The sequence below is a fragment of the Streptomyces iranensis genome (genome assembly GCF_017874715.1).
Classification (GTDB): domain Bacteria; phylum Actinomycetota; class Actinomycetes; order Streptomycetales; family Streptomycetaceae; genus Streptomyces; species Streptomyces iranensis.
This window is the reverse complement of record NZ_JAGGLR010000022.1, coordinates 199,064-218,248: the sequence shown is the minus strand read 5'-3', so window position 1 is coordinate 218,248 and position 19,185 is coordinate 199,064. Positions and strand designations below refer to the sequence as shown.

General features: G+C 71.0%; 17 protein-coding genes. 5 read left to right on the top strand and 12 right to left on the bottom strand.

Annotated elements, in window-relative coordinates; translation table 11 throughout:
* Positions 1 to 51 precede the first annotated feature (51 nt).
* Together J2Z30_RS35075 and J2Z30_RS35070 are read right to left on the bottom strand one after the other, a co-directional pair.
* Positions 52 to 1,404 (bottom strand): aminotransferase-like domain-containing protein, encoded by a 1,353-nt coding sequence (locus tag J2Z30_RS35075; RefSeq protein ID WP_044568359.1) that lies wholly within the window; start codon positions 1,402 to 1,404, stop codon positions 52 to 54.
* A gap of 148 nt (positions 1,405 to 1,552) precedes the next feature.
* The gene (locus J2Z30_RS35070; RefSeq protein WP_107073492.1) at positions 1,553 to 2,683 is read right to left on the bottom strand and encodes a prephenate dehydrogenase; all 1,131 of its coding nucleotides are present in this window, start codon (positions 2,681 to 2,683) and stop codon (positions 1,553 to 1,555) included.
* Positions 2,684 to 2,872: 189 nt separating this feature from the next.
* On the opposite strand from J2Z30_RS35070, the gene hppD reads away from it, so the two are divergent.
* Positions 2,873 to 4,039, top strand: a complete 1,167-nt coding sequence (hppD, locus tag J2Z30_RS35065) for a 4-hydroxyphenylpyruvate dioxygenase (RefSeq protein WP_044568361.1) — start codon at positions 2,873 to 2,875, stop codon at positions 4,037 to 4,039.
* Positions 4,023 to 5,117 carry an alpha-hydroxy acid oxidase gene (locus J2Z30_RS35060; RefSeq protein WP_044568363.1) on the top strand — a complete coding sequence of 365 codons (1,095 nt, stop codon included), beginning with the start codon at positions 4,023 to 4,025 and terminating at the stop codon, positions 5,115 to 5,117. The genes hppD and J2Z30_RS35060 overlap by 17 nt, the downstream gene beginning before the upstream one ends.
* A gap of 362 nt (positions 5,118 to 5,479) precedes the next feature.
* Here the strand turns inward: J2Z30_RS35060 and J2Z30_RS35055 are convergent, their stop codons facing one another.
* Together J2Z30_RS35055 and J2Z30_RS35050 are read right to left on the bottom strand one after the other, a co-directional pair.
* Complete coding sequence (locus tag J2Z30_RS35055) at positions 5,480 to 6,445, bottom strand: ParB/RepB/Spo0J family partition protein (protein ID WP_044568365.1); 966 nt, start codon at positions 6,443 to 6,445, stop codon at positions 5,480 to 5,482.
* A gap of 554 nt (positions 6,446 to 6,999) precedes the next feature.
* Positions 7,000 to 7,602: an LmbU family transcriptional regulator gene (locus J2Z30_RS35050; RefSeq protein WP_044568367.1), complete on the bottom strand. Its 603-nt coding sequence runs from the start codon at positions 7,600 to 7,602 to the stop codon at positions 7,000 to 7,002.
* A gap of 213 nt (positions 7,603 to 7,815) precedes the next feature.
* Between J2Z30_RS35050 and J2Z30_RS35045 the strand changes: the two genes are divergently transcribed.
* A complete protein-coding gene (locus tag J2Z30_RS35045) occupies positions 7,816 to 8,109 on the top strand; it encodes a DNA gyrase inhibitor YacG (protein ID WP_044568369.1) in 294 nt (97 codons plus the stop codon).
* On the opposite strand, the gene J2Z30_RS35040 is transcribed toward J2Z30_RS35045, so the two are convergent.
* From J2Z30_RS35040 to J2Z30_RS35015, 6 genes are all read right to left on the bottom strand, one after another.
* A complete protein-coding gene (locus J2Z30_RS35040; protein ID WP_308280202.1) occupies positions 8,099 to 9,172 on the bottom strand; it encodes an LLM class flavin-dependent oxidoreductase in 1,074 nt (357 codons plus the stop codon). The two genes, J2Z30_RS35045 and J2Z30_RS35040, sit on opposite strands and share 11 nt — an antisense overlap.
* A 54-nt stretch (positions 9,173 to 9,226) precedes the next feature.
* Positions 9,227 to 10,570, bottom strand: coding sequence for an MFS transporter (locus tag J2Z30_RS35035; protein WP_044568370.1), 1,344 nt, complete (start codon positions 10,568 to 10,570; stop codon positions 9,227 to 9,229).
* Between the two features lie 427 nt (positions 10,571 to 10,997).
* On the bottom strand, positions 10,998 to 11,669 hold the full coding sequence (locus tag J2Z30_RS35030; RefSeq protein WP_044568371.1) for a TetR/AcrR family transcriptional regulator: 672 nt from the start codon (positions 11,667 to 11,669) through the stop codon (positions 10,998 to 11,000).
* A gap of 92 nt (positions 11,670 to 11,761) precedes the next feature.
* On the bottom strand, positions 11,762 to 12,844 hold the full coding sequence (gene dmpG / locus J2Z30_RS35025; protein WP_044568372.1) for a 4-hydroxy-2-oxovalerate aldolase: 1,083 nt from the start codon (positions 12,842 to 12,844) through the stop codon (positions 11,762 to 11,764).
* Complete coding sequence (locus tag J2Z30_RS35020) at positions 12,841 to 13,806, bottom strand: acetaldehyde dehydrogenase (acetylating) (RefSeq protein ID WP_044568373.1); 966 nt, start codon at positions 13,804 to 13,806, stop codon at positions 12,841 to 12,843. The genes dmpG and J2Z30_RS35020 overlap by 4 nt, the downstream gene beginning before the upstream one ends.
* Positions 13,803 to 14,636, bottom strand: coding sequence for a 2-keto-4-pentenoate hydratase (locus J2Z30_RS35015; RefSeq protein ID WP_209468961.1), 834 nt, complete (start codon positions 14,634 to 14,636; stop codon positions 13,803 to 13,805). Before J2Z30_RS35015 ends, J2Z30_RS35020 begins: the two co-directional genes overlap by 4 nt.
* A 323-nt stretch (positions 14,637 to 14,959) precedes the next feature.
* Here J2Z30_RS35015 and J2Z30_RS35010 point away from each other — a divergent pair, with 323 nt between their 5' ends.
* A complete protein-coding gene (locus J2Z30_RS35010) occupies positions 14,960 to 15,760 on the top strand; it encodes an alpha/beta fold hydrolase (protein ID WP_044568374.1) in 801 nt (266 codons plus the stop codon).
* A gap of 13 nt (positions 15,761 to 15,773) precedes the next feature.
* Here J2Z30_RS35010 and J2Z30_RS35005 read toward each other — a convergent pair whose 3' ends face one another.
* Complete coding sequence (locus J2Z30_RS35005; protein WP_044568375.1) at positions 15,774 to 16,904, bottom strand: 50S ribosomal protein L11 methyltransferase; 1,131 nt, start codon at positions 16,902 to 16,904, stop codon at positions 15,774 to 15,776.
* 478 nt (positions 16,905 to 17,382) lie between these two features.
* Here J2Z30_RS35005 and J2Z30_RS35000 point away from each other — a divergent pair, with 478 nt between their 5' ends.
* Entirely contained in the window at positions 17,383 to 18,522 is a 1,140-nt protein-coding gene (locus J2Z30_RS35000) for an alpha/beta fold hydrolase (protein ID WP_044568376.1), read from the top strand.
* Between the two features lie 19 nt (positions 18,523 to 18,541).
* Here J2Z30_RS35000 and J2Z30_RS34995 read toward each other — a convergent pair whose 3' ends face one another.
* The gene (locus tag J2Z30_RS34995; RefSeq protein ID WP_044568377.1) at positions 18,542 to 19,165 is read right to left on the bottom strand and encodes a class I SAM-dependent methyltransferase; all 624 of its coding nucleotides are present in this window, start codon (positions 19,163 to 19,165) and stop codon (positions 18,542 to 18,544) included.
* Positions 19,166 to 19,185: the final 20 nt, after the last annotated feature.

Here is a 19,185-nt window from a genome sequence, read left to right as displayed (position 1 = left end):
GCTCCGGGGCCGGCGACTGCGACTCAGTCCGGACACGTTGCCTCACCTTTCTCACTGGGATCCGCTGGTGCTGTGCGATGCGCTGTGCGCCTCGATGAAGCGCACGAGCCTCGCCGTGCCCTCGTCGATCTCGGCGGGCGTCAGATAGCTGATGGACAGCCGGATGCCGTGGTGGCCACCGGTGCCGGGGTAGAAGTGCGCCATCGGCGTCCAGATCACGCCGAAGTCCTGTGCGGAGGTGGTCAGTACGGCGTTGTCCACCCGGAACGGGACCCGCATGGTGAGGAAGAAGCCACCGCTGGGCTCGTTCCAGCGCACCCCGAGGGCTTCCCGGCGGGCGGCGGGCAGCCGGGCGTCCAGCCGCCGCAGCATCTCCCGCATCGCCTCGCCGTAGTACGCGGCCGCCTCGGCGTTCAGCTCCGACAGCCGGCCCCGGGCGCCGAGCAGCGCGCCCGCCACGGCGGCCTGGCTCAGTGACGAGGTGTTGACCGTCACCATGCTCTTGATCTTGGCGAGTTCGTCCGCCAGCAGCCGCTCACCGCCCGTGGCGTCCCGGACCCGCTGGTCGGCCACGACGAACCCGACCCGGGCGCCGGGGAAGACCGTCTTGGAGTACGAGCCCAGGTGCACCACGCGGCGAGCCCGGTCCCGGGACTTCAGCGTCGGCAGCGGGGTGCCGGGGCTCACCTGCCGGTACGGGCTGTCCTCCAGCACCAGGAAGTCATGGCGCTCGGCGAGCTCCAGCAGCTCCTCCCGGGCCTTCGGGCCCATGGTGTTCCCGGACGGGTTGGAGTGGTCGGGCACCACGTAGAACGCGCGGGGGCGGCGGCCGCGCGCCCGCTCCGCCAGCACCGCGGCCTCCAGGTCGGCGGCGTGGAACCCGTCCTCGCGCTCCTCCACCGGGCGCACGGCCACGTCCAGCAGCCGGGCCGCGCCGGTGATCCCCACATAGCAGGGGCTGGAGACCAGCAGGACGTCGTCGGGGCCCGCGAAGAGCGCGCGCAGCACCAGCAGCATGGCCTCCTGTGCGCCGACGGTCACCACGATGGACTCGGCGGATACATCGGTGGCCTCGTCCGCACGCAGCGAGTCGGCGACGATCTGCCGGATCTGTCCGGCGGTCGGCCCGTACTGGTACAGCGCGGTGCGGATGTCCGCCGGTGAACTCCCCTGCTCCGCCAGGTGGTCCAGATAGCGGCGGATGTGGGTGAAGACCTGCTCGGTGTCGAAGAAACCGTCGTACGGCCGGCCCGGGGCGAAGGAAATCGCGTCCGGATAGCGATGGGTCACCTCGTTGAGGAAGTTCATCGTGTCCAGCACCGGCTCGGAAACGCTGCCGTGCAGCTCTGCCATTTCGAGGTGTCCCCGTTGACGGGTCTGCGCGGCGACGGTGGTTCCTGCCATGAATTCCCCCGGGCGGCAAATGAATGAGAGCGGCTGTATGAGGGCGGCTCGGATACTTCAGCATCACACGCCCGTCGGCCTTTCGACAACGCCGTCCAATTGCTCGAACTGCGCGCTTGGACGGGCTTGTCGGCGGGCCTGAGGAGCGCTATCCCGCGGGCGCCGATTCAGCCGGGGCCCGGTCCCATCCATCGGCGCCCAGCTTGGCCCCGATCCGCTCGGCGTCAGCCGTGGGAACGGGCACGCGCACCCGCAGCCCGCTCTCCTCCGCGGCCTCCACGGCGATGTCGTCCACGGCGATGCCGAGCGCCGCGACGGCGCCCAGCAGCCGGGCCAGCTCCCCCGGGCGGTCCGGGACCAGGATCCGTAAGCCCGCCTCGGCCACGGGCGGACCGGCGCCGGGGCGCGGCAGCCCGGCGAGCCCGGCGACGCCCCGGGCCAGCAGGTCCTCCAGGGTCCGTACGCCCTGGTCATGGCCTGCGTCATGGTGCTCGGCGAACACGTCTTCCCCGGCGGACGCGTCTTCCTCGGCGAGCACGTCGAGCGCCGCCGCCACCCGGGCCAGATCGTCCCGTAACTCCTTCATCACCCCGGCCATGGCGGCAGCGTTGGACCGCAGGATGTCGCTCCACAGCCGGGGGTCCCCGGCGGCGATCCGGGTCACATCGCGCAGCCCCTGCCCGGCCAGCAACGGCACCCCGGCCGGGCCGTCGCGCAGCCGGGCGGCCATCACGCTGGCCAGCAGATGCGGAACATGCGAGGTCAGCGCCACCACCTCGTCATGTTCCCGGCTGCGTATGACCACCGGGGCGGCGCCACACAACTCGGCCAGCTCCAGGCCCCGGTCCAGGGCGGCGCGCGAGGTCAGCCGATGCGGCGTCAGCGCCCAGGGGCGGCCCCGGAACAGCTCGGCCCGCGCCGCCAGCGGCCCCGATCGCTCCCGGCCGGCCAGTGGATGGCCGCCGACGTAGCGGGAGGGCTCGGGGGCGCGGGCGAGCACGCCCCGCTCCGGGCCGGTCTTCACGCTCGCCACATCGGTGTAGGCGCGGGCCAGACCGCGTTCCTGGGCCGCGATGAGCACCTCGGCGATCCGGCTCGGCGGCACCGCGAGCACGGCCAGGTCGACCGGCTCCGGCGGATCCTCCGCCCGTCCCGCGCCGAGTGCGGCGGCGGTCCTGGCGGCGGCCCGGCTCCGGTCGGAGAGATACACCGACACGCCCTGCCCCGCGGCCGCGAGCGCGACCGACGTACCGATGAGGCCGGTGCCGATGACAGCCATCGTGTGCATCACAAGACATCACCCGTCCAAGAGGACCGCGACCCGGAAACACAAAACACGGCACAGCTTATGGAGAAGGCCCGGCGTCCACGAGTTCCGTTAACCGCCGGAATGGCGCCGATAGTTGGACGCCCGCAGGCCCGCCTAAAGTTCTGCGGGCTCGGTTTTCTTCCGCATCTGGGGGCCATCATGAGGAATTCATCAAAAGCCGCGGAGCCGCTCGCGGATCTCGCCATCGACTATGTCGAGTTGTATGTGGAGAACCTGGATTCGAGCGCGTTCCAATGGGTCGACCGGTATGCGTTCGCCATAGTCGGCAGCGGCGGTTCCGCCGACCACCGCAGCCTGGCGCTGCGGCACGGGGAGATCACTCTGGTGCTCACCCAGGCGACCTCCGACCGCCACCCCGCCTCGGCGTATGTGCTCAGCCACGGCGACGGCGTGGCGGACATCGCGCTGCGCACCGCCGATGTGCGGGCGGCCTTCGAGGCGGCGGTGGCGAACGGGGCCGGTGTCCACCGGCAACCGGCCCGGCACACCGGTGACGGCACGTCCGTCACCGCCGCCGTGCACGGCTTCGGGGACGTGGTGCACACCCTGCTCCAGCGCGCGCCGGACGCGGGCCCCGGGCTGCCCGCGGGTTTCGTCCCGACGGACGGCCAGGAGCGGCCCGACGGGCCGGGCGCCGAGGCGGGCACGGCCGAGGCGGGCACGGCCGAGGCGGGCACGGCCGAGGTGGGTACGGCCGAGGTGGGTCTGCTCGACATCGACCACATCGCGGTCTGTCTCGGGACCGGCGGCCTCGGCCCGGCCGTCGCGTACTACCAGCAGGCACTGGGCTTCCGGGACGTCTTCGCGGAGCACATCGTCGTCGGCGCCCAGGCGATGCACTCGAAGGTCGTGCAGAGCCCGTCCGGCACCGTCACGCTCACGCTCATCGAGCCCGACGACACGGCCCTGCCGGGGCAGATCGACGAGTTCCTCAAGAGCCACCAGGGCTCGGGCGTGCAGCACCTGGCCTTCTCCTCGCACGACGCCGTCGGGTCCGTGCGCGCCCTGTCCGACCGCGGCGTCACCTTCCTCACCACGCCCGACGCGTACTACGACCTGCTCGGTGAGCGGATCGACCTCAGCCCGCGGCGCCTGGCCGATCTGCGCGCCACCGGGGTGCTCGCGGACGAGGACCACGACGGGCAGCTGTTCCAGATCTTCACGGCCTCCACCCACCCGCGGCACACCCTCTTCTACGAGGTCATCGAGCGGCAGGGCGCCCAGACCTTCGGCAGTGCGAACATCAAGGCGCTGTACGAGGCCGTGGAGCTGGAGAGGACCGGGCAGCGTGACTTCCGGCGCTGACCGCACCGCGGCCGACGCCGAGTGCCTGGCCGACTTCGAACGCGCCGCCGCTGCCGTCCTGCCGCCCGACATCCGGGACTTCGTGGCGGGCGGCAGCGGTGACGAGGTGACGCCGGCCGCCAACCGTGCTGCGTTCGACCGCACCTTCCTCGTCCCCCGGGTACTGCGGGACGTCTCGCGGTGCACGACGGACGCCACGCTGCTCGGCCGCCCGGCGGCGCTGCCGCTGGCGGTGGCCCCGGTGGCGTACCACCGGCTGGTGAGCGAGGAGGGTGAACTGGCCACCGCACGGGCGGCGAAGGCCGCGGGGGTGCCGTTCGCGGTCTCCACGCTGAGCAGTGTGCCGATCGAGGAGATCACCGCGGTCGGCGGGGCCGTCTGGTTCCAGCTGTACTGGCTGCGCGACGGCACCCGGACGCTGGAGCTCGCCCGCCGGGCGGAGGACGCGGGCTGTGAGGCGCTCATGCTCACCGTGGACGTGCCGTGGATGGGCCGCCGACTGCGGGACATCCGCAATCGGTTCACGCTCCCTGCCGAGGTACGGGCCGCCAACATCGACGCGGGCGGAACGGCGCACATCCCGCCCGCCGGTGCCTCGGCCGTGGCCGCGCACACCAGCGAGGCGTTCTCCCCGGCGCTGACCTGGACCACGGTGGACCGGCTGCGGAAGCACACGCGGCTGCCGCTGGTGCTCAAGGGCGTCCTGGCGCGCGAGGACGCACTGCGCGCCGCCGAGTCCGGGGTCGACGCGCTGGTGGTCTCCAACCACGGCGGCCGTCAGCTCGACGGGGCCGTGCCGAGCCTGGACGCGCTGGCCGAGCTGGCGCCCGCGCTCGACGGCCGCTGCGAGCTGCTGCTCGACGGCGGTGTTCGCAGCGGTACGGACGTCCTCAGGGCCCTGGCCCTCGGCGCGGCCGGGGTGCTGGTGGGACGGCCGGTGATCTGGGGCCTGGCCGCGGCCGGTGAGGCGGGTGTGCGGCGGGTGTTCGAGCTGCTGGCCGCCGAACTGGGCTCATCGCTGGGGCTGGCGGGCTGCGCCGACGTCACCGAGGCCCGGAGCCTGCGCACCGTACGGTGACCGCGGCCACGCCGCCGCATGGGCGATCCGGCCGGGACAGGCCCTCTCGTCCTGGCCGGATCGCCGCGCCGACATGTGGCTTCGGCCGGAGCTGTCCAACCCGAGATTTCCACTGGTTGGACGGGCCCGGCGGGGTGTCCCGGCGGACCACGCGGCGGAGGGCGGAGCCGCATATCGATGCTTTCCCCTCCCCGCCCCTTCCCGGTACCAGGGGCTCCGCCCCTGGACCCCGGCGTCTGAAGCGAAGCCCCGCCCGGGGCCCGGGACGAACCCCCCGGCGGCGGAGCCGCATATCGGTGCTGCCGGGGAGGGGCGGGGAGGGGAACAGCCCGCCGCAGGCGGCGCGGTCCCTCGGGCAGTCGCTAGGCGAGCTGCAGATCCACCCGGACCGCGATCTCGTCCCACATCCCCGCGCATTCACGGGCGAGGCTGGCGACGATGCTGCTGCAGTGCGGCGGCACGTTCGCGATGATTTCCTGCCACTCCTCCGCGCTGAGCATGTTGACGTTGAGCAGCCGGAGCAGCCTGCGGCCCGTTTCGTTGAACCGCAGGGCGGGGTCCGAGGTGAGGCGGTGCACGGCCGCGAGGCGGTCGGTCATCGGGACCACCTCGGCGGTGGCCGCGCCCGCCGTGGACCGGCTCAGCGCCTCGGTCCGCCGGCCCCCGGCCTTCGCCGCGCCGCGCGCCTTCGGCAGGGGGTCCTCGCCCCTGCTCATACGGTTCCTGACGTCCCGTGCGGTCTCCGGGGAGATGCCCGCGGCCCGTGCGATCTGGCGCAGCGACAGACCCGGGTTCGCCGTGATCAGCCTGCTCGCCAGCTCGCGCCCGGCGGCGCTGTTGATGGGACGGACCCGGCCGTCCTGACCGATGCGGCTGCCGCTGGCCGTCTCCTCGGCCGACGTCCGTCGGCGGATCTCCGCGACGGTGCCCGCCGAGATCCCCGAGACCGACGCGATCATGCGGTCCGACCACTGGGGGTGCGACACGATGATGCGGGCGGCCGCGGACTTCCGGTCCGTCATCGACAGCGGCAGGCCATGGGTGATGTTGGAGCCGACGGCCAGGACGAACGCGTCGGCCCTGCTGCCGTCGAAGAACTTGACCTTGATCTTCTCGTCGCCGCGGAGCTCCGCGGCCCGTAGCCGGTGGGCGCCGTCGACCACCCGCATCGTGGACCGGTGAACGATGATGGGCGGTAACGTGACTTCCGTCTCCGCCAGCGCTTGGATGTGCTCCGGGTCCTCCCCTGAACTTCGCGGTGACTCCGCCGTCGAAATCGACGCGATGTCGACTTCGACGACCACTTCCTCAAGTTGCTGCTCGAACATCGCCAACCCCCCCGCTCCAAGGCGAGCTCGCCTCGAAAGGAATTTCTATCCGGGGAGTGGCAGGCACACTTTGGACACCACTTCGAAGATCGCCGATCGTGGCCGATCAATATCGACCACCCCCCGTTGCTCCACTTCGCGAAATCGCGAAAGGCCGTGCAATCTTTCGACGCAGACTCTAACAGCGGTCGGCCGGTTTGACACCCCGTATCCGCGCGCGGCGCGCCGCGGTTACTCAACCAGAACTCATGGTTTCGGACAGGGCGATCACCAGCGGAATCGATGGCCTTCGGTGGCGTTCCGTACGTGCTTCTGTACGTGCTTACTGATACCAGCGGGGCGGGACGCGTCACATGAGGTGAATGCGGCTCCGTTCAGCCACTCACCTGGTGTTTCGTGTTCTTTCCCGGGGCCCCGGAGCGCGCATGAAATGCTTTCATGGGGCATGCGGGAACGCCAAATCGGGGGAATCGCGGGAATGCCGCTCCGGAATCCATGACGTCGTCCCGCCGGCGGGACAGAAAGCATTGGCTAGAGGTTCTACGGAGCGCTGTTTACGCCCCCAGGGCAGGCGGGTCGGCGGCGCGGCCGGAAATATGCGGGACCGGGTCGTCGGCCGCCTCATCCAGCATCTGGATGATCCAATCCATAAGCCCGAGACCGGCGATCTCCGCCGCGCGCTCCCAGCGGATTCTGCGCTCGGCGACCACGTTCACCTGCACAACGCCCGGCTCCTGTGCGGCTTCCGGCGACTGACGCCGCATCCGTATCTGCCGGCGTAACGCGTTGCGGGTCCAGCCGCCCTCCTCGGCCCGGGTCAGCCACTCCTCCTGCTCGGGCTCGGGGAAGGCGGCCACTTCCGCGTGGTGCTGAAAGCTCAGTTTGCCCCGCCGCCTGCCCGGCTCGAACTTGCGTGCCACCCAGGCGTAGTTGCGCAGCGTCTGATAGTCGAGCGAGGTCTGCTTCAGTGCCTGGCGATAGCGGTCGGGGTAGTGCTCCTGGCCGAAGACGAGCCAATCGCCCAGCCACCACGCGGAGGAGTCGGCAATGACGTGGATCTGCTGGCCGAGGTGGCGCCACTCGGACAGCGGCAGATCGGGAGGGAGTGACAATCCCGTTCGCCGGGTGGTCGTCCGCCCGTTCGCGGGGATGGACATCGTGCACACCTCACCTGCCCTCGTCTTCGGCGGCCTCATCCTCCACAGAGGGGGGTTTCGGCGAGGTTTCATCGCACCTGGCCGGTTTTCACCGGCCGAGAATCACATGACGCGCGAGCAGCCGAGGGCGTTACGGTTCCGAAACCCACGCACCGATCTACTGGGCGGATGGATGCGGAATCAGTCTCACCGCGAGCCGACAGAGGAGGCTACATGGACACCGCAGCCCGGCGGTGTGCCGAATGCGGCGCCGAGTTCACCTGGACCAGCAGGAACCCGACGCGCAGGTTCTGCGGCTCCAGATGCAAGACCCGGTGGTGGCGGGCCCACCGCCGTGGCACGGCCATCGCGGACGCCGCGGACCGGACGTACCACCGGTCGCAGCCGGCGCCGGTGCCCCCGCTCAGCACCGGCCACGAGTGCCCGAACTGCGGTCAGCACATCACCGTGCTCAATCTGATCGTCGCGGCCGACGGCGGTTCCGGCTCCGGTACGCTCACCGGCTGACGTCCGGCCGCAGGGCGGGCAGCACCGCGGAGCCCACGCTTTCGATCAGCTCGGTGGGCGGGTCGTAGGAGCCGACGTGCTGGAGGAACACATCGGCCACCCCGTCGGCGCGCAGCGCGATGAGCCGTTCGGCGATCTCCTTGGCGGTTCCGAAGAGGCAGAACTCCTGGGCGAAGCGCAGGGCCGCCTCGTCGCTCACCCAGGCCGAGCAGATCTCGACGGCCGCGTCCCAGTCCTCGGCATGTACGAGGTCCGGATAGACCCCCTCCACCCGCGCCGGGACGTCCAGTTCGATCCCGGCCAGGGCGAGGAAGGGCGCTCCGCCGTTCTGGGCGATCGACGCACAGATCGGCTTGAGCAGCCGGGCTTCGGCCTCCACGTCGTCGGTCACCGCGCAGAACGCCGAGACCGTCAGCGGGATCGCCTCCGTGGTCCGCCCCGCGGCGGTCAGCCCCGCGGCCTCGGCGCCCTCCCGCACCCGGGCGGTGGCACTGGCGAGCGTCGTCCGCGAGACACCGCTGAGCAGGATGACACCATCGGCGATCTCCCCGGCGAGCCGCAGGTTCCGGGGGCCGCTGGCGGCCACGTGGAGCGGTACGCCCGGATCCGGGTCCCGGAGCCGCGACCGTACGCCGTTGAAGTCACACTCCTGCCCCTGGAGCAGCGCCCGCAGCGTGGCGATCCCGGCGCGCAACTCGGCCCCCGTACTGGAGCGCATGCCGATGGGGCCGACCGAGCTGTTGCCCACGCCGAGGCCGAGGGTGAACCGGCCGGGGGCCAGCTCGGCGACGCTGCGCGCGGCCGAGGCGACGACGGCCGGGTGCCGGGTGACGAGATTGGTGACCGCGCTGCCCAGGCCGATCCGTTCCGTGCCCAGCGCGGCGGCGGTCAGGGCCGTGAACACGTCCCGCCACAGCAGCTGGGAGTCGGGGAACCACACCTGGTCGAAGCCCAGTTCCTCCGCCCGCCGGGCGGTCCCGGCCAGCCGGTCCACCCGGTCGCACGGCGGTACGCGGACACCGACGCGTATCCCGCTCTTCTCGTTGCCGCTCTCCTCGTTCACGCTCTCCTCCTGAGGGGTTGGTGTGAGTGCTTGCTATGGCACGACGCAGGTCGGTCAGCGCACCTGCGCGGTATCGCCGCCGGCCACGTGCGGAGCCGGAACGCGCGGTGGCTCCTCGGTGTCGTCCGCTTCCCGGAGGAACAGGCCCGCCACGACCGAGACGGCCGACATCGCGGCCATGTACACCGCGATGCCCACCCACCCGCCGGTGGTGTGCAGCAGATAGGTGGCGATGTCGGGGGAGAACGCGTTCCCGGCGATCAGCCCGACCGTGAAACCGACCGACATGCCGGTGAACCTCAGCCGCGCCGGGAAGACCTGCGAGAAGTACGCCGGGACCACTCCGTAGTTGGCGGAGTAGCCGATGAACAGCAGGGTGAAGCCCAGCAGCATCAGCCCGTACTGCCGCGTCTGCAGCAGCGCCAGCCAGGCGAACGGCAGCACGATCAGCGAGGCCGCCCCGGCGATGAAGACCCTTCGGTTTCCGAACCGGTCCGCCAGTTTTCCGGCGAGCGGAACGCAGACGATGATGACGAGAGTGGCCGGCAGCAGCACGGCGATCATGGTGTCCTTGTCCAGGTGCAGCCCGGTGCGGGCGTACTCCAGGCTGTAGACGGTCGCCAGTGTGAAGGCCACCCCCGAGCTCAGAATCGCGGCGGCCATCAGCAGGACCCGACCGCCGCACTCGCGGAACACCTCGACCACGGGCAGCCGGTCCACCGCGTTCCGCGCCTTGACCGCTTCGAACTCGGGGCTCTCGTCCAGGCTGAGCCGCACGAACAGACCCACTCCGACGAGCACCGCGCTCAGCAGGAAGGGAATCCGCCAGCCCCATGAGTGCAGCTGGTCGTCCGGAAGTTGGAGCACCCCGAGGAAGACGAGGTTGGCCAGGAGCAGCCCGGCCGAGGTCCCGGTATTGATCAGCGAGCCCCGGAACCCGCGTTTCCCCCGCTCCGCGTGTTCGATGGTCATCAGGACCGCCCCGCCGTATTCGCCACCGACGGAGAACCCCTGGGCGAGCCTGGCGACGATCAGCAGGATCGGCGCCGCGATCCCCACCTGACCGTAGGTGGGCAACAGACCCACGGCGAAGGTGGCGATGCCCATCAGCCCCAACGTGGCCACCAGCGTGGACTTCCGGCCCAGGCGGTCGCCGAAGTGGCCGAACACCACAGCGCCGACCGGGCGGGCCAGGAAACCGATGGCGAAGGTCGACAGCGAGAGCAGCGTGCCCGTCACCGGGTCCGAGGTGGGGAAGAAGAGCTTGGCGAACACCACGGACGAGGCCAGTCCGTAGACGGAGAAGTCGTAGTACTCGACGGTGGTGCCGATCCAGCCGGCGACCAGCGCTCGGGTGCTCTGGTCCCGGCCGGGTTCACGAACATCGGTTGCTGTCATGAGGGTCCTCTGTCCTTCAGGGACGGTCCATGGGGACGGGGAAGCCGCAGGACGCCTGCGGGGTGTCCGGCGGTACGCGTACGCCTGCGGCGGGGCTGATCCCCCTCCCCGCCCCTTCCCGTAACCGGGGCTCCGCCCCGGACCCCGCTCCTCGAACTCCCCCAGCTACCGCTGGATCCAGCCCGTCCGGCGATTGAGGACCGGGGTCGGGGGCGGAGCCCCGGCGGGGTCGGGGGCGCAGCCCCCGGTTCGGGAAGGGGCGGGGAGGGGAAAGAACCGCCGGACACCGGGCCGAGGCGAGGTCGGCTCAGCGATCGCAAGTGGGTCGTACTATGTACCGTTCGCTGTATGAGGTCAAGGCTGCTGACAGCACGCAGTACGGAAACCGAGAGACGGACGGGATATGGAGCTACGGACGTGGCGAGGCTCAGTCGCCGGTGTGCCGCAGTACGCCGTCGATGAGGCAGTCGAGCCCGAAGAGGAACTGTTCGTCGCTGGGCAGCGTGGTCATCTCCTCGGCGAGCTCCACCATGTGGGGGAAGTCCTCACGCGGCAGGGCCCCGTAGAAGTGCCTGCGCTGACGCCGCAGCTCCTCGGCCTCGGGGTGGTCGGCCTTCCCCCACGGACGGGGCGCCTGATAGCTGGCGAAACCCAGGCTGTACTGCACGATCAGCCCGTAGACGCGCACCGCGTCCCGGTCCGCGAACCCCGCCTCGCGCAGCCTCCCGATGACCGCCTCGAACGCGCCCCGCATGGACCGCGGGCCGGTGCTCACCCGGGTGGAGAAGAGCCGCACGATGCTGGGGTGCTCCCGCATCATCTCGAGGAAGGCCAGCGCCAGGGCCCGTACGACCGCCTCGGGCGAGGTCTCCTCGGCGGTGGGCAGCCGGAAGTTCCCCATGACGTAGTCGGCGATCCCGTCGAGGATCTCCTCCTTGCCGCGGAAGTAGCTGTAGAGCGTCATCGCGCCCACGCCGAGATCCGCGGCGAGCCGCCGGATCGTCAGTACGTCGATGTCCTCCTCGTCGCAGATCCGGGTGGCCACCTCGATGATCCGCTCGGCGGTGAGCGCCCTGCCACGCGACCGCTGACCCGCCACTGGGACTCTCCTCTGCGCACACCACCGGGGACCGGCGACACCGACGCCGTCGTACACCACACCGTACAGGCGTCCCGCCGATCGGGCGGCGATCAGGAGGTGTTGTCCGGGCGGGCGGTGTTGTCCGGGCGGGCGGCCAGGTCGAGCGCGATGTCCGTGATCATGTCTTCCTGGCCGCCGACCATCCCGCGGCGGCCGACCTCGACCAGGATGGCGCGGGTGTCCAGACCGTGGCGGACCGCGGCCGCCTCGGCGTGGCGCAGGAAGCTGGAGTACACGCCCGCGTAGCCGAGGGTGAGGGTCTCGCGGTCGACGCGGACCTCGCGGTCCTGGAGGGGCCGTACGAGGTCGTCGGCGGCGTCCATGAGGGGGAACAGGTCGCAGCCGTGCTTCCAGCCCATCAGGTCGGCGACGGCGATGAACGCCTCCAGCGGGCAGTTGCCCGCCCCCGCGCCCTGGCCCGCGAGCGAGGCGTCGACGCGGGTGACGCCGTTCTCCACGGCCACCACGGTGTTGGCCACGCCGAGGGCGAGGTTGTGGTGGGCGTGGATGCCGAGTTCGGTGCCCGGGTCGAGCACATCGCGGTAGGCGCGGAAGCGGTCGCGGACACCGTCCATGGTGAGCCGGCCGCCGGAGTCGGTGACATACACACAGTGGGCGCCGTAGGACTCCATCAGCCGTGCCTGGCGGGCGAGTTCTGCCGGTTCCGCCATATGCGACATCATCAGGAACCCGGCCACGTCCATGCCCATGTCGCGGGCGGCGGAGATGTGCTGGGCGGAGATGTCGGCCTCGGTGCAGTGGGTGGCGATGCGCACGGAGCGGATGCCGAGGGCGTGGGCCCGCTTGAGGTCGTGCAACGTGCCGATGCCCGGCAGCAGCAGGGTGGTGGGGATCGCCGTGCCGGTGGCCCCGACGACGGCCTCGATCCAGTCCCAGTCGGTGTGGGCGCCGATTCCGTAGGTGACGCTGGAGCCGGACAGGCCGTCGCCGTGGGCGATTTCGATGGCGGCCACCCCGGCGGCGTCCAGGGCGGCGGCGATGGTGCGGGCCTGCTCGACGGTGTAGCGGTGGCGGATGGCGTGCATGCCGTCCCGCAGGGTCACGTCCTGGACGTACAGAGCGGGCGGGACGGGCGGAGTGTCCGCGGTCGCGCCGGCGTCGGTCGTGGTCATCGTGCGGCCTCCTCGCCGGAGCGGTGTGCGGCCAGGCGCTCCGCGGTGCGCAGCGCGGCCGAGGTCATGATGTCGAGGTTTCCGGCGTAGGCCGGGAGGTAGTGGGCGGCTCCCTCGACCTCGAGGAAGACCGAGACCTTCACGGCGTCGGTGCGCGCGGCCTCGGCGGGCAGCAGGGAGCGCATCGGATCGTCGGACCCCACGTGTTCGAACTGCACCTTCTGCTTGAGGCGGTAGCCGGGCACATACGCCTGGACGCGGCCGACCATCTCCTCGACGGAGGCGGTGACCTCCTCGGTGGCGCAGCCCGAGACCAGGCAGTGCACGGTGTCGCGCATGATCAGGGGCGGTTCGGCGGGGTTGAGGACGATGATGGCCTTGCCGCGGGCGGCGCCGCCGACGCGCTCGATGGCGGCGGCGGTGGTCTCGGTGAACTCGTCGATGTTCGCGCGGGTGCCGGGGCCCGCGGAGCGGGAGGAGATGGAGGCGACGATCTCCCCGTAGTGGACGGGGGTGACCGCGCCCACCGCGGCGACGATCGGGATCGTGGCCTGGCCACCGCAGGTGACCATGTTGACGTTGGGCGCGCCGAGGTGGGCGTCGCCGTTGACCGGGGGCACCACATAGGGGCCGATGGCGGCCGGGGTGAGGTCGACGAGGGTGCGGCCGAGGGGGCGCAGCACCTCCTCGTGGCGCTTGTGGGCACCGGCGGAGGTGGCGTCGAAGACGATGTCCACGTCGGCGAACTCGTCCATCGACACCAGCCCGTCCACACCCTCGTGGGTGGTGGCCACCTTCAGGCGGCGGGCGCGGGCCAGACCGTCGGAGGCGGGATCGATCCCGGCCATCGCGGTGATCTCCAGGGTGTCGGAGAGCCTCAGCACCTTGATCAGGAGGTCGGTGCCGATGTTGCCGGAACCGATGATCGCCACTTTGGTGCGGGTGTTGGTCTCGCTGCTCACCGGTGGTCTCCTTCCGCGGCGAAGCCGACTCCTACGGCGCCCAGGTTCGAGATACGGGCGTGGAACACATCGCCCGGGGCGGCCGGGACCATCGGCCCCAGGGCCCCGGTCAGGACGAGGTCGCCCGCGCGCAGCGGATCGCCCCGCTCGGCGAGGGCCGAGGCCAGCCAGACGGCCGCGTTGAGGGGGCCGCCGAGGCAGTCGGCGCCGGTCCCGTGGGAGGCCATCTCGCCATTGCGCGTCATGGTCATCTGTACGGAGCGCAGGTTGAGCCCGGACAGTGGCACCGGGGAGGCGCCGAGGACGTACAGCCCGCAGGAGGCGTTGTCGGCGACGGTGTCCACGATGGAGATGTCCCAGTCCCGCACCCGGCTGTCGACGATCTCCAGCGCGGGCAGCGCGAAGTCGGTGGCGCGCAGCAGGTCCACGACGGTGCAGGGGCGGTGTGGCAGATCGCTGCCGAGCACGAGCGCCACCTCGGCCTCCACCTTGGGCTGGAGCAGCCGTCCGGCGGGCACCTCGCCGCCCTCCGGCACGGCCAAATCGGCAAACAGCGCGCCGAAGTCCGGCTGGTCCACGCCGAGTTGGCGCTGTACGGCCGGAGACGTCAAGCCGATCTTCCGGCCGGCGATCCGGCGGCCGGTGGCCTGTTCGCGTCGCAGGTTGAGCCGCTGCACCGCGTAGGCGGCCTCGATGTCGCCGTCGTCCAGGAGCGTGCGCACCGGCGCGCAGGCGATCCCGTCGCGGGTGGCGCCCGCGAGTGCGTCGGCGGCCTTGACCACGGCCCCGGGGAGGGAATCCGTCGGGACGTGGTCGGGAACATTCGGCACGGGCTACCTCCTGGAGAAGAACATGGGGCCGGGGCCCGGCGCTCCCGATGTGGCCTCCGGTATAGACGCGCCGCCCACCACGAGCCAACTTTCGTTCCGTCACACGGAACGGGGCGCATGGCGACGTGCCGGACGAGGTGACACTGACCTCGCGTACCCGTGTCCGTCCAGCGACCCGTACCGCCTGACGGAACACCCCGCGCGAGGGGCCTGTCCCCGCCGAACGCCTCTTGACGGCACCCAAGGAGTTCCGTACAAAGTACGACCAGAAGTGCGGGCCCGCCGCCCCGCCACGTCAGGCCCGCCACGTCAGGAGAGCGCACATGCTGACCGCCCACTACGCCCCCAGCCGGTTCGGCCAGCTGCACTACGTCGAGTGCGGCGAGGGCGAGCCGGTGCTGCTGCTCCACCAGACCCCGCGGTCCTGGGCCGAGTACCGCGATGTGCTTCCGCTGCTCGGCGCCACGCACCGGGCGATCGCGATGGACACCGTCGGCTACGGGGCGTCGGCGAAACCCGCGGACGACCAGAGCGTCGAGATGTTCGCCGACGGGGTCGAGGACCTGGTGGACGGGCTCGGGCTCGATACGTTCCACCTGGTCGGGCACCACACCGGCGGAGTGATCGCGGCGGAGGTGGCGGCCCGCCTGGGCTCCCGGGTGCGGAGCCTGACGCTCTCCGCGACCCCGTTCATCACCCCGGAGAAGCGCGCCCGCGCGGTGTGGAAACGCCCGGTCGACTGGGTGCGGCCGAATCCGGACGGCTCCCACCTCCTGGAGCTGTGGAACCGGCGCAGACACTTCTACGAGCCGGGGCAGGAGGCCGCGCTCAACCGCTTCATGGCCGACGCCCTGCGGGTGCTGGACCGGGTGGAGGACGGGCATATCGCCATCCGGCTGTTCGCGATGGACGAGCGGCTGCCCCGGATCGCCGCCCCGGCCACGGTCATCTGCGGACAGGACGACGACCCGTCGATGCCCAGCTTCGAGCCGATGGTGCGGGCGCTGTCGGCGAAGGGGCACATCGTGCCCGGGGCCGGTGTGCCGCTCCCCGAACAGCGCCCGGAGGAGTTCACCCGGCTCGTACGGGAAGCCGTCGCCTCCGCCGAGGTGGCGGGCGGCTGACTATGGCGCGGGCTCAGGGCCCTCCGGGCCCCGGGAACAGCGAGCGGTAGAAGGGGGTCGCGCGGAAGCCGTCCCCGTGGTGGGTCGAGCTCCAGCTCAGTGGCACCGCCGGGCCGTCGGCCCGGTGCAGCTCGCCGGTGAGCGCGTAGTCGGGGTGTACGCCGTCGTCGCTCAGCGTCGTGGTGAAGTCGAACTCGAACCGGTCGCCCGGCCGCACCGGCAGGCCCTCCTCCGCCAGCGGCGCGTAGACCGGGGTCCAACTGCTCGACTGCACCAGCGAGTCGATGGGCTCGTCGTCCTCGGCCACCCACAGCCGCATGCCCAGCGCGAGCCCGGAGAAGTTGCCCTCTCCGGTGAACGTCAGCATGGCGCCGTCGGTGCCCTCCGGGTCCAGGTCGCCGTTGAACTCCAGCGGCTCCACCTCGACCGGGCCCGACAGATACGACCGCTCCCGCACCTTCGGATTGTCCTGCAGCCCCTCCAGGACCACCCGCAGATCGAAGGGGCGGCCCACCGAGGCGAACACCTCCTCCACATAACGGAAGACGAACGGCGGAAAGCCGAGCGGCTCACCGCGCCCCGCGCTGCCCAGGTCCAGGGCGACGGCGGTGGTGACGCTGCGGTGCGGGATGAACACCCCGCCGGGCCTCACCAGCCGCTTCCGCGCGTCCCGCAGCACCGAGCCCGCACCCTCGGAGCCGCCGAGCGTGCCGATGATCTCCGAGACACACATGTCCACCGGTTCGGGGAGCTCGATCTCGGTGGAGAGTCCCTCGACGACCGTGATCCGGTCGGCGAAGCCCGCCTCCTCGATGGTCTCCCTGGCGATCCGCGCCGACTTGGGGATGACCTCCACCGCCCACACATGCCGCGCCCCGGCGCGGGCGGCGGCCAGCGCCCACACCGCGTCCTTCCCCGTGCCGATGTCGAGCACCGTCCGGCCGGGGGCGTAGCGCCGGACGGCCTCGACATACCGGTTCATCCGGCGCTCGTCCTTGATCATCACTTCGTACGCGACGTCGTCGTACACCGGGTACTCGCCGATCGAGGCGAACAGCCACACCGGGTTCGACTCGGGATCACATGCCCGCACCGGCACCTTGCGCCCCGGCGCGGCTAACTCCGCGATGAAGGAATACTGCATTCTTCAACCTTTCCTGGGGGGGCTTTTCGGGACCAGCATGCCAGCCCCGAAAACCCGGAATTCCCTAGGAATAGAATGCACCATGAACGAATAAAGTCCGAACATAGCACGGTTAAAGCAATGTAAAAGCGCTCGGATGCAACCCGAACAAGCGCTCCATGTCACACCCGCCCGGACGCCTAGCGATGGACCCATGGGGCAGACGCGGCGGGAAATTGACATGTTCGCGACCATAGCGATGGTTGCTTCGGGAAGTGCATTCGGCTGAATTTCGCGGCTGAGCCACCGGATCCGGCGCCGGACCGTCCGAAAATAGTCGTCACCAATACCCAGGCTGGTTATCCCCGATTATTGGCGCGACAGGCTTGTAACGCCAAACGGCGGCGCTCCCGCCTGGTGTCTTCCGGATCGGAGGGGGTAGGTGGCCGTTCGTTCGACCCGATCAACGCCGCCCTCCCCCTACGGCCAGGAGAGACACGTGCCCAGAGCCCTCGTCACCGGGATCGCCGCCACCGCCGTCGCCACCGTCCTGCTCACCGGCTCCGGGGTCGTGAGCGCCACCGCCACGGCCACCGCGCCACGCGAGCCGCATGCCACCGATGTCCACCGGGCCCACATCCAGGACGACTTCGACTCGCTCGGCCCCGAGGTCCGGGCGCTGAAACTGGACTCGGGCCGCACCGCCCACTACATCGACGACGGCCCCCGGGACGGCAAGCCGGTGCTCTACATCGGCGGCACGGGCACCAGCGCCCGGGTGGCGCACATGACGGACTTCCTGCGCAGCACCCGGGAGTCCCTCGGGCTGCGGCTGATATCGGTCGAGCGCAACGGCTTCGGCGACACCGAGCTCGACAAGAGCCTGGGGAGGGCCGACTTCGCCAAGGACGCGCTGCAGGTGCTGGACCGTATCGGGGTGCGCAAGGTCAGTGTGATCGCCATCTCGGGCGGCGGTCCGTACGCCGCCGAACTGGCGTCCCTGGCCCCCGACCGCGTGTCGTCGCTGCACCTGGCCGCCGCCCTGCCGCCGTACGGCACCCGGCCTCCGTACTGCTCGATGTCCGACGAGGAGCTGGGCAAGTCCCTGGAGAAGCAGATCGCCGACCCCCGGGTCTGGTGGGCGCTCCCGGACGACAGCCCGACCAAGCGCATCCCCGGCTTCGCCGACACCGCCTTCGAGGACGGCGCCCGCACCTACAACCAGCGCGGCCAGAAGGCAGACCCCGCGGCTCAGGTGCATGAGCAGAAGCTCTACTGCCAGCGGCCCGGCCCCGATCTGTCAAAGCTGACGGCCCCCGTCACCATCTACAGCGGGAAGAAGGACACCACCGTGCCGCCCAGCACGATCGACACCTGGAAGCAGCACCTGCCCGGCAAGCCGGCCGTGCGCAGCTACGCCGACACGGGACACGATGTGCAGTACCGGCACTGGGACCAGATCCTCGTGGACCTCGCCGGACACACGGACCGCACGGTCATCTGCTACCGGGGCCACAGCACGATGCCACCTGCCCGGATCGCCGACCCGCTGGTCGAGAAGGGCCGGGCCACGCTCGGCAGTTGCGCCTGGCAGAAGTCGGATGAGGCTGCCGGGCGTGAGGACGGGCCCCTCGGCTGAGACGAGGTCCCGAGGCACGTCACGGTCGCCGCGCCCAGAACAGGGCGTGGCCGCCGTCGCCCTCGGGGGCGAACTCCTCTCCCTCGACGGTCAGTCCGGCCTGGGTGAGCCACGTCCGGTAGGTCGCGGCGTCGGCGTGGCTCCACCACATGGTGGCGCCACCGCCGAGCCAGTTGTCGTCGCTGCCGGTCCAGGCGGTGTGCCCGGTGGTGGCCAGGAACCAGCCGCCGGGCCGGAGCCAGGTGGCGATCCTGGCGAGGAGGGGAGGTTGTTCGTCCAGGGGGATGTGGATCAGGGCATAGAGGGAGACCACGGCGTCGAAGGAGGCCGCCGGAAACTCCACGGCCGTGGCATCGGCCTGGCGGAACTCGGCCTCGGGCACGAGCTGCCGCGCCCGGCTGATGTGTACCTCGCTGATGTCGACACCGGTCACCCGGTGCCCGGCCGAGGCCAGGGTGCGGGCCACTGGTACGCCACTCCCGCACCCCAGGTCCAGCACGGTGGCGGCGGCGGCCGGGATGCGCTGTTGGAGGGCGCGGAGCCAGGGCTGGTACTTGGTCTCGGTGGCGTAGGACTGCTCGTAATGGCGGGAGAGCGCGTCGTACCCGCGCCTGACCACGTCCTTGGGGTCGTCAATGTCCACGGCGCAGCACCGTAGTTGGG

What these genes read in the sequence shown, in the direction of transcription:
- J2Z30_RS35005 (WP_044568375.1), bottom strand. Translation starts at nt 16,904, where the DNA reads ATGCAGTATTCCTTCATCGCGGAGTTAGCCGCGCCGGGGCGCAAGGTG.
- J2Z30_RS35045 (WP_044568369.1), top strand. Translation starts at nt 7,816, where the DNA reads ATGGACACCGCAGCCCGGCGGTGTGCCGAATGCGGCGCCGAGTTCACC.
- J2Z30_RS35010 (WP_044568374.1), top strand. Translation starts at nt 14,960, where the DNA reads ATGCTGACCGCCCACTACGCCCCCAGCCGGTTCGGCCAGCTGCACTAC.
- J2Z30_RS35070 (WP_107073492.1), bottom strand. Translation starts at nt 2,683, where the DNA reads ATGGCTGTCATCGGCACCGGCCTCATCGGTACGTCGGTCGCGCTCGCG.
- hppD (WP_044568361.1), top strand. Translation starts at nt 2,873, where the DNA reads ATGAGGAATTCATCAAAAGCCGCGGAGCCGCTCGCGGATCTCGCCATC.
- J2Z30_RS35035 (WP_044568370.1), bottom strand. Translation starts at nt 10,570, where the DNA reads ATGACAGCAACCGATGTTCGTGAACCCGGCCGGGACCAGAGCACCCGA.
- J2Z30_RS35050 (WP_044568367.1), bottom strand. Translation starts at nt 7,602, where the DNA reads ATGTCCATCCCCGCGAACGGGCGGACGACCACCCGGCGAACGGGATTG.
- J2Z30_RS35055 (WP_044568365.1), bottom strand. Translation starts at nt 6,445, where the DNA reads ATGTTCGAGCAGCAACTTGAGGAAGTGGTCGTCGAAGTCGACATCGCG.
- dmpG (WP_044568372.1), bottom strand. Translation starts at nt 12,844, where the DNA reads ATGACCACGACCGACGCCGGCGCGACCGCGGACACTCCGCCCGTCCCG.
- J2Z30_RS35075 (WP_044568359.1), bottom strand. Translation starts at nt 1,404, where the DNA reads ATGGCAGGAACCACCGTCGCCGCGCAGACCCGTCAACGGGGACACCTC.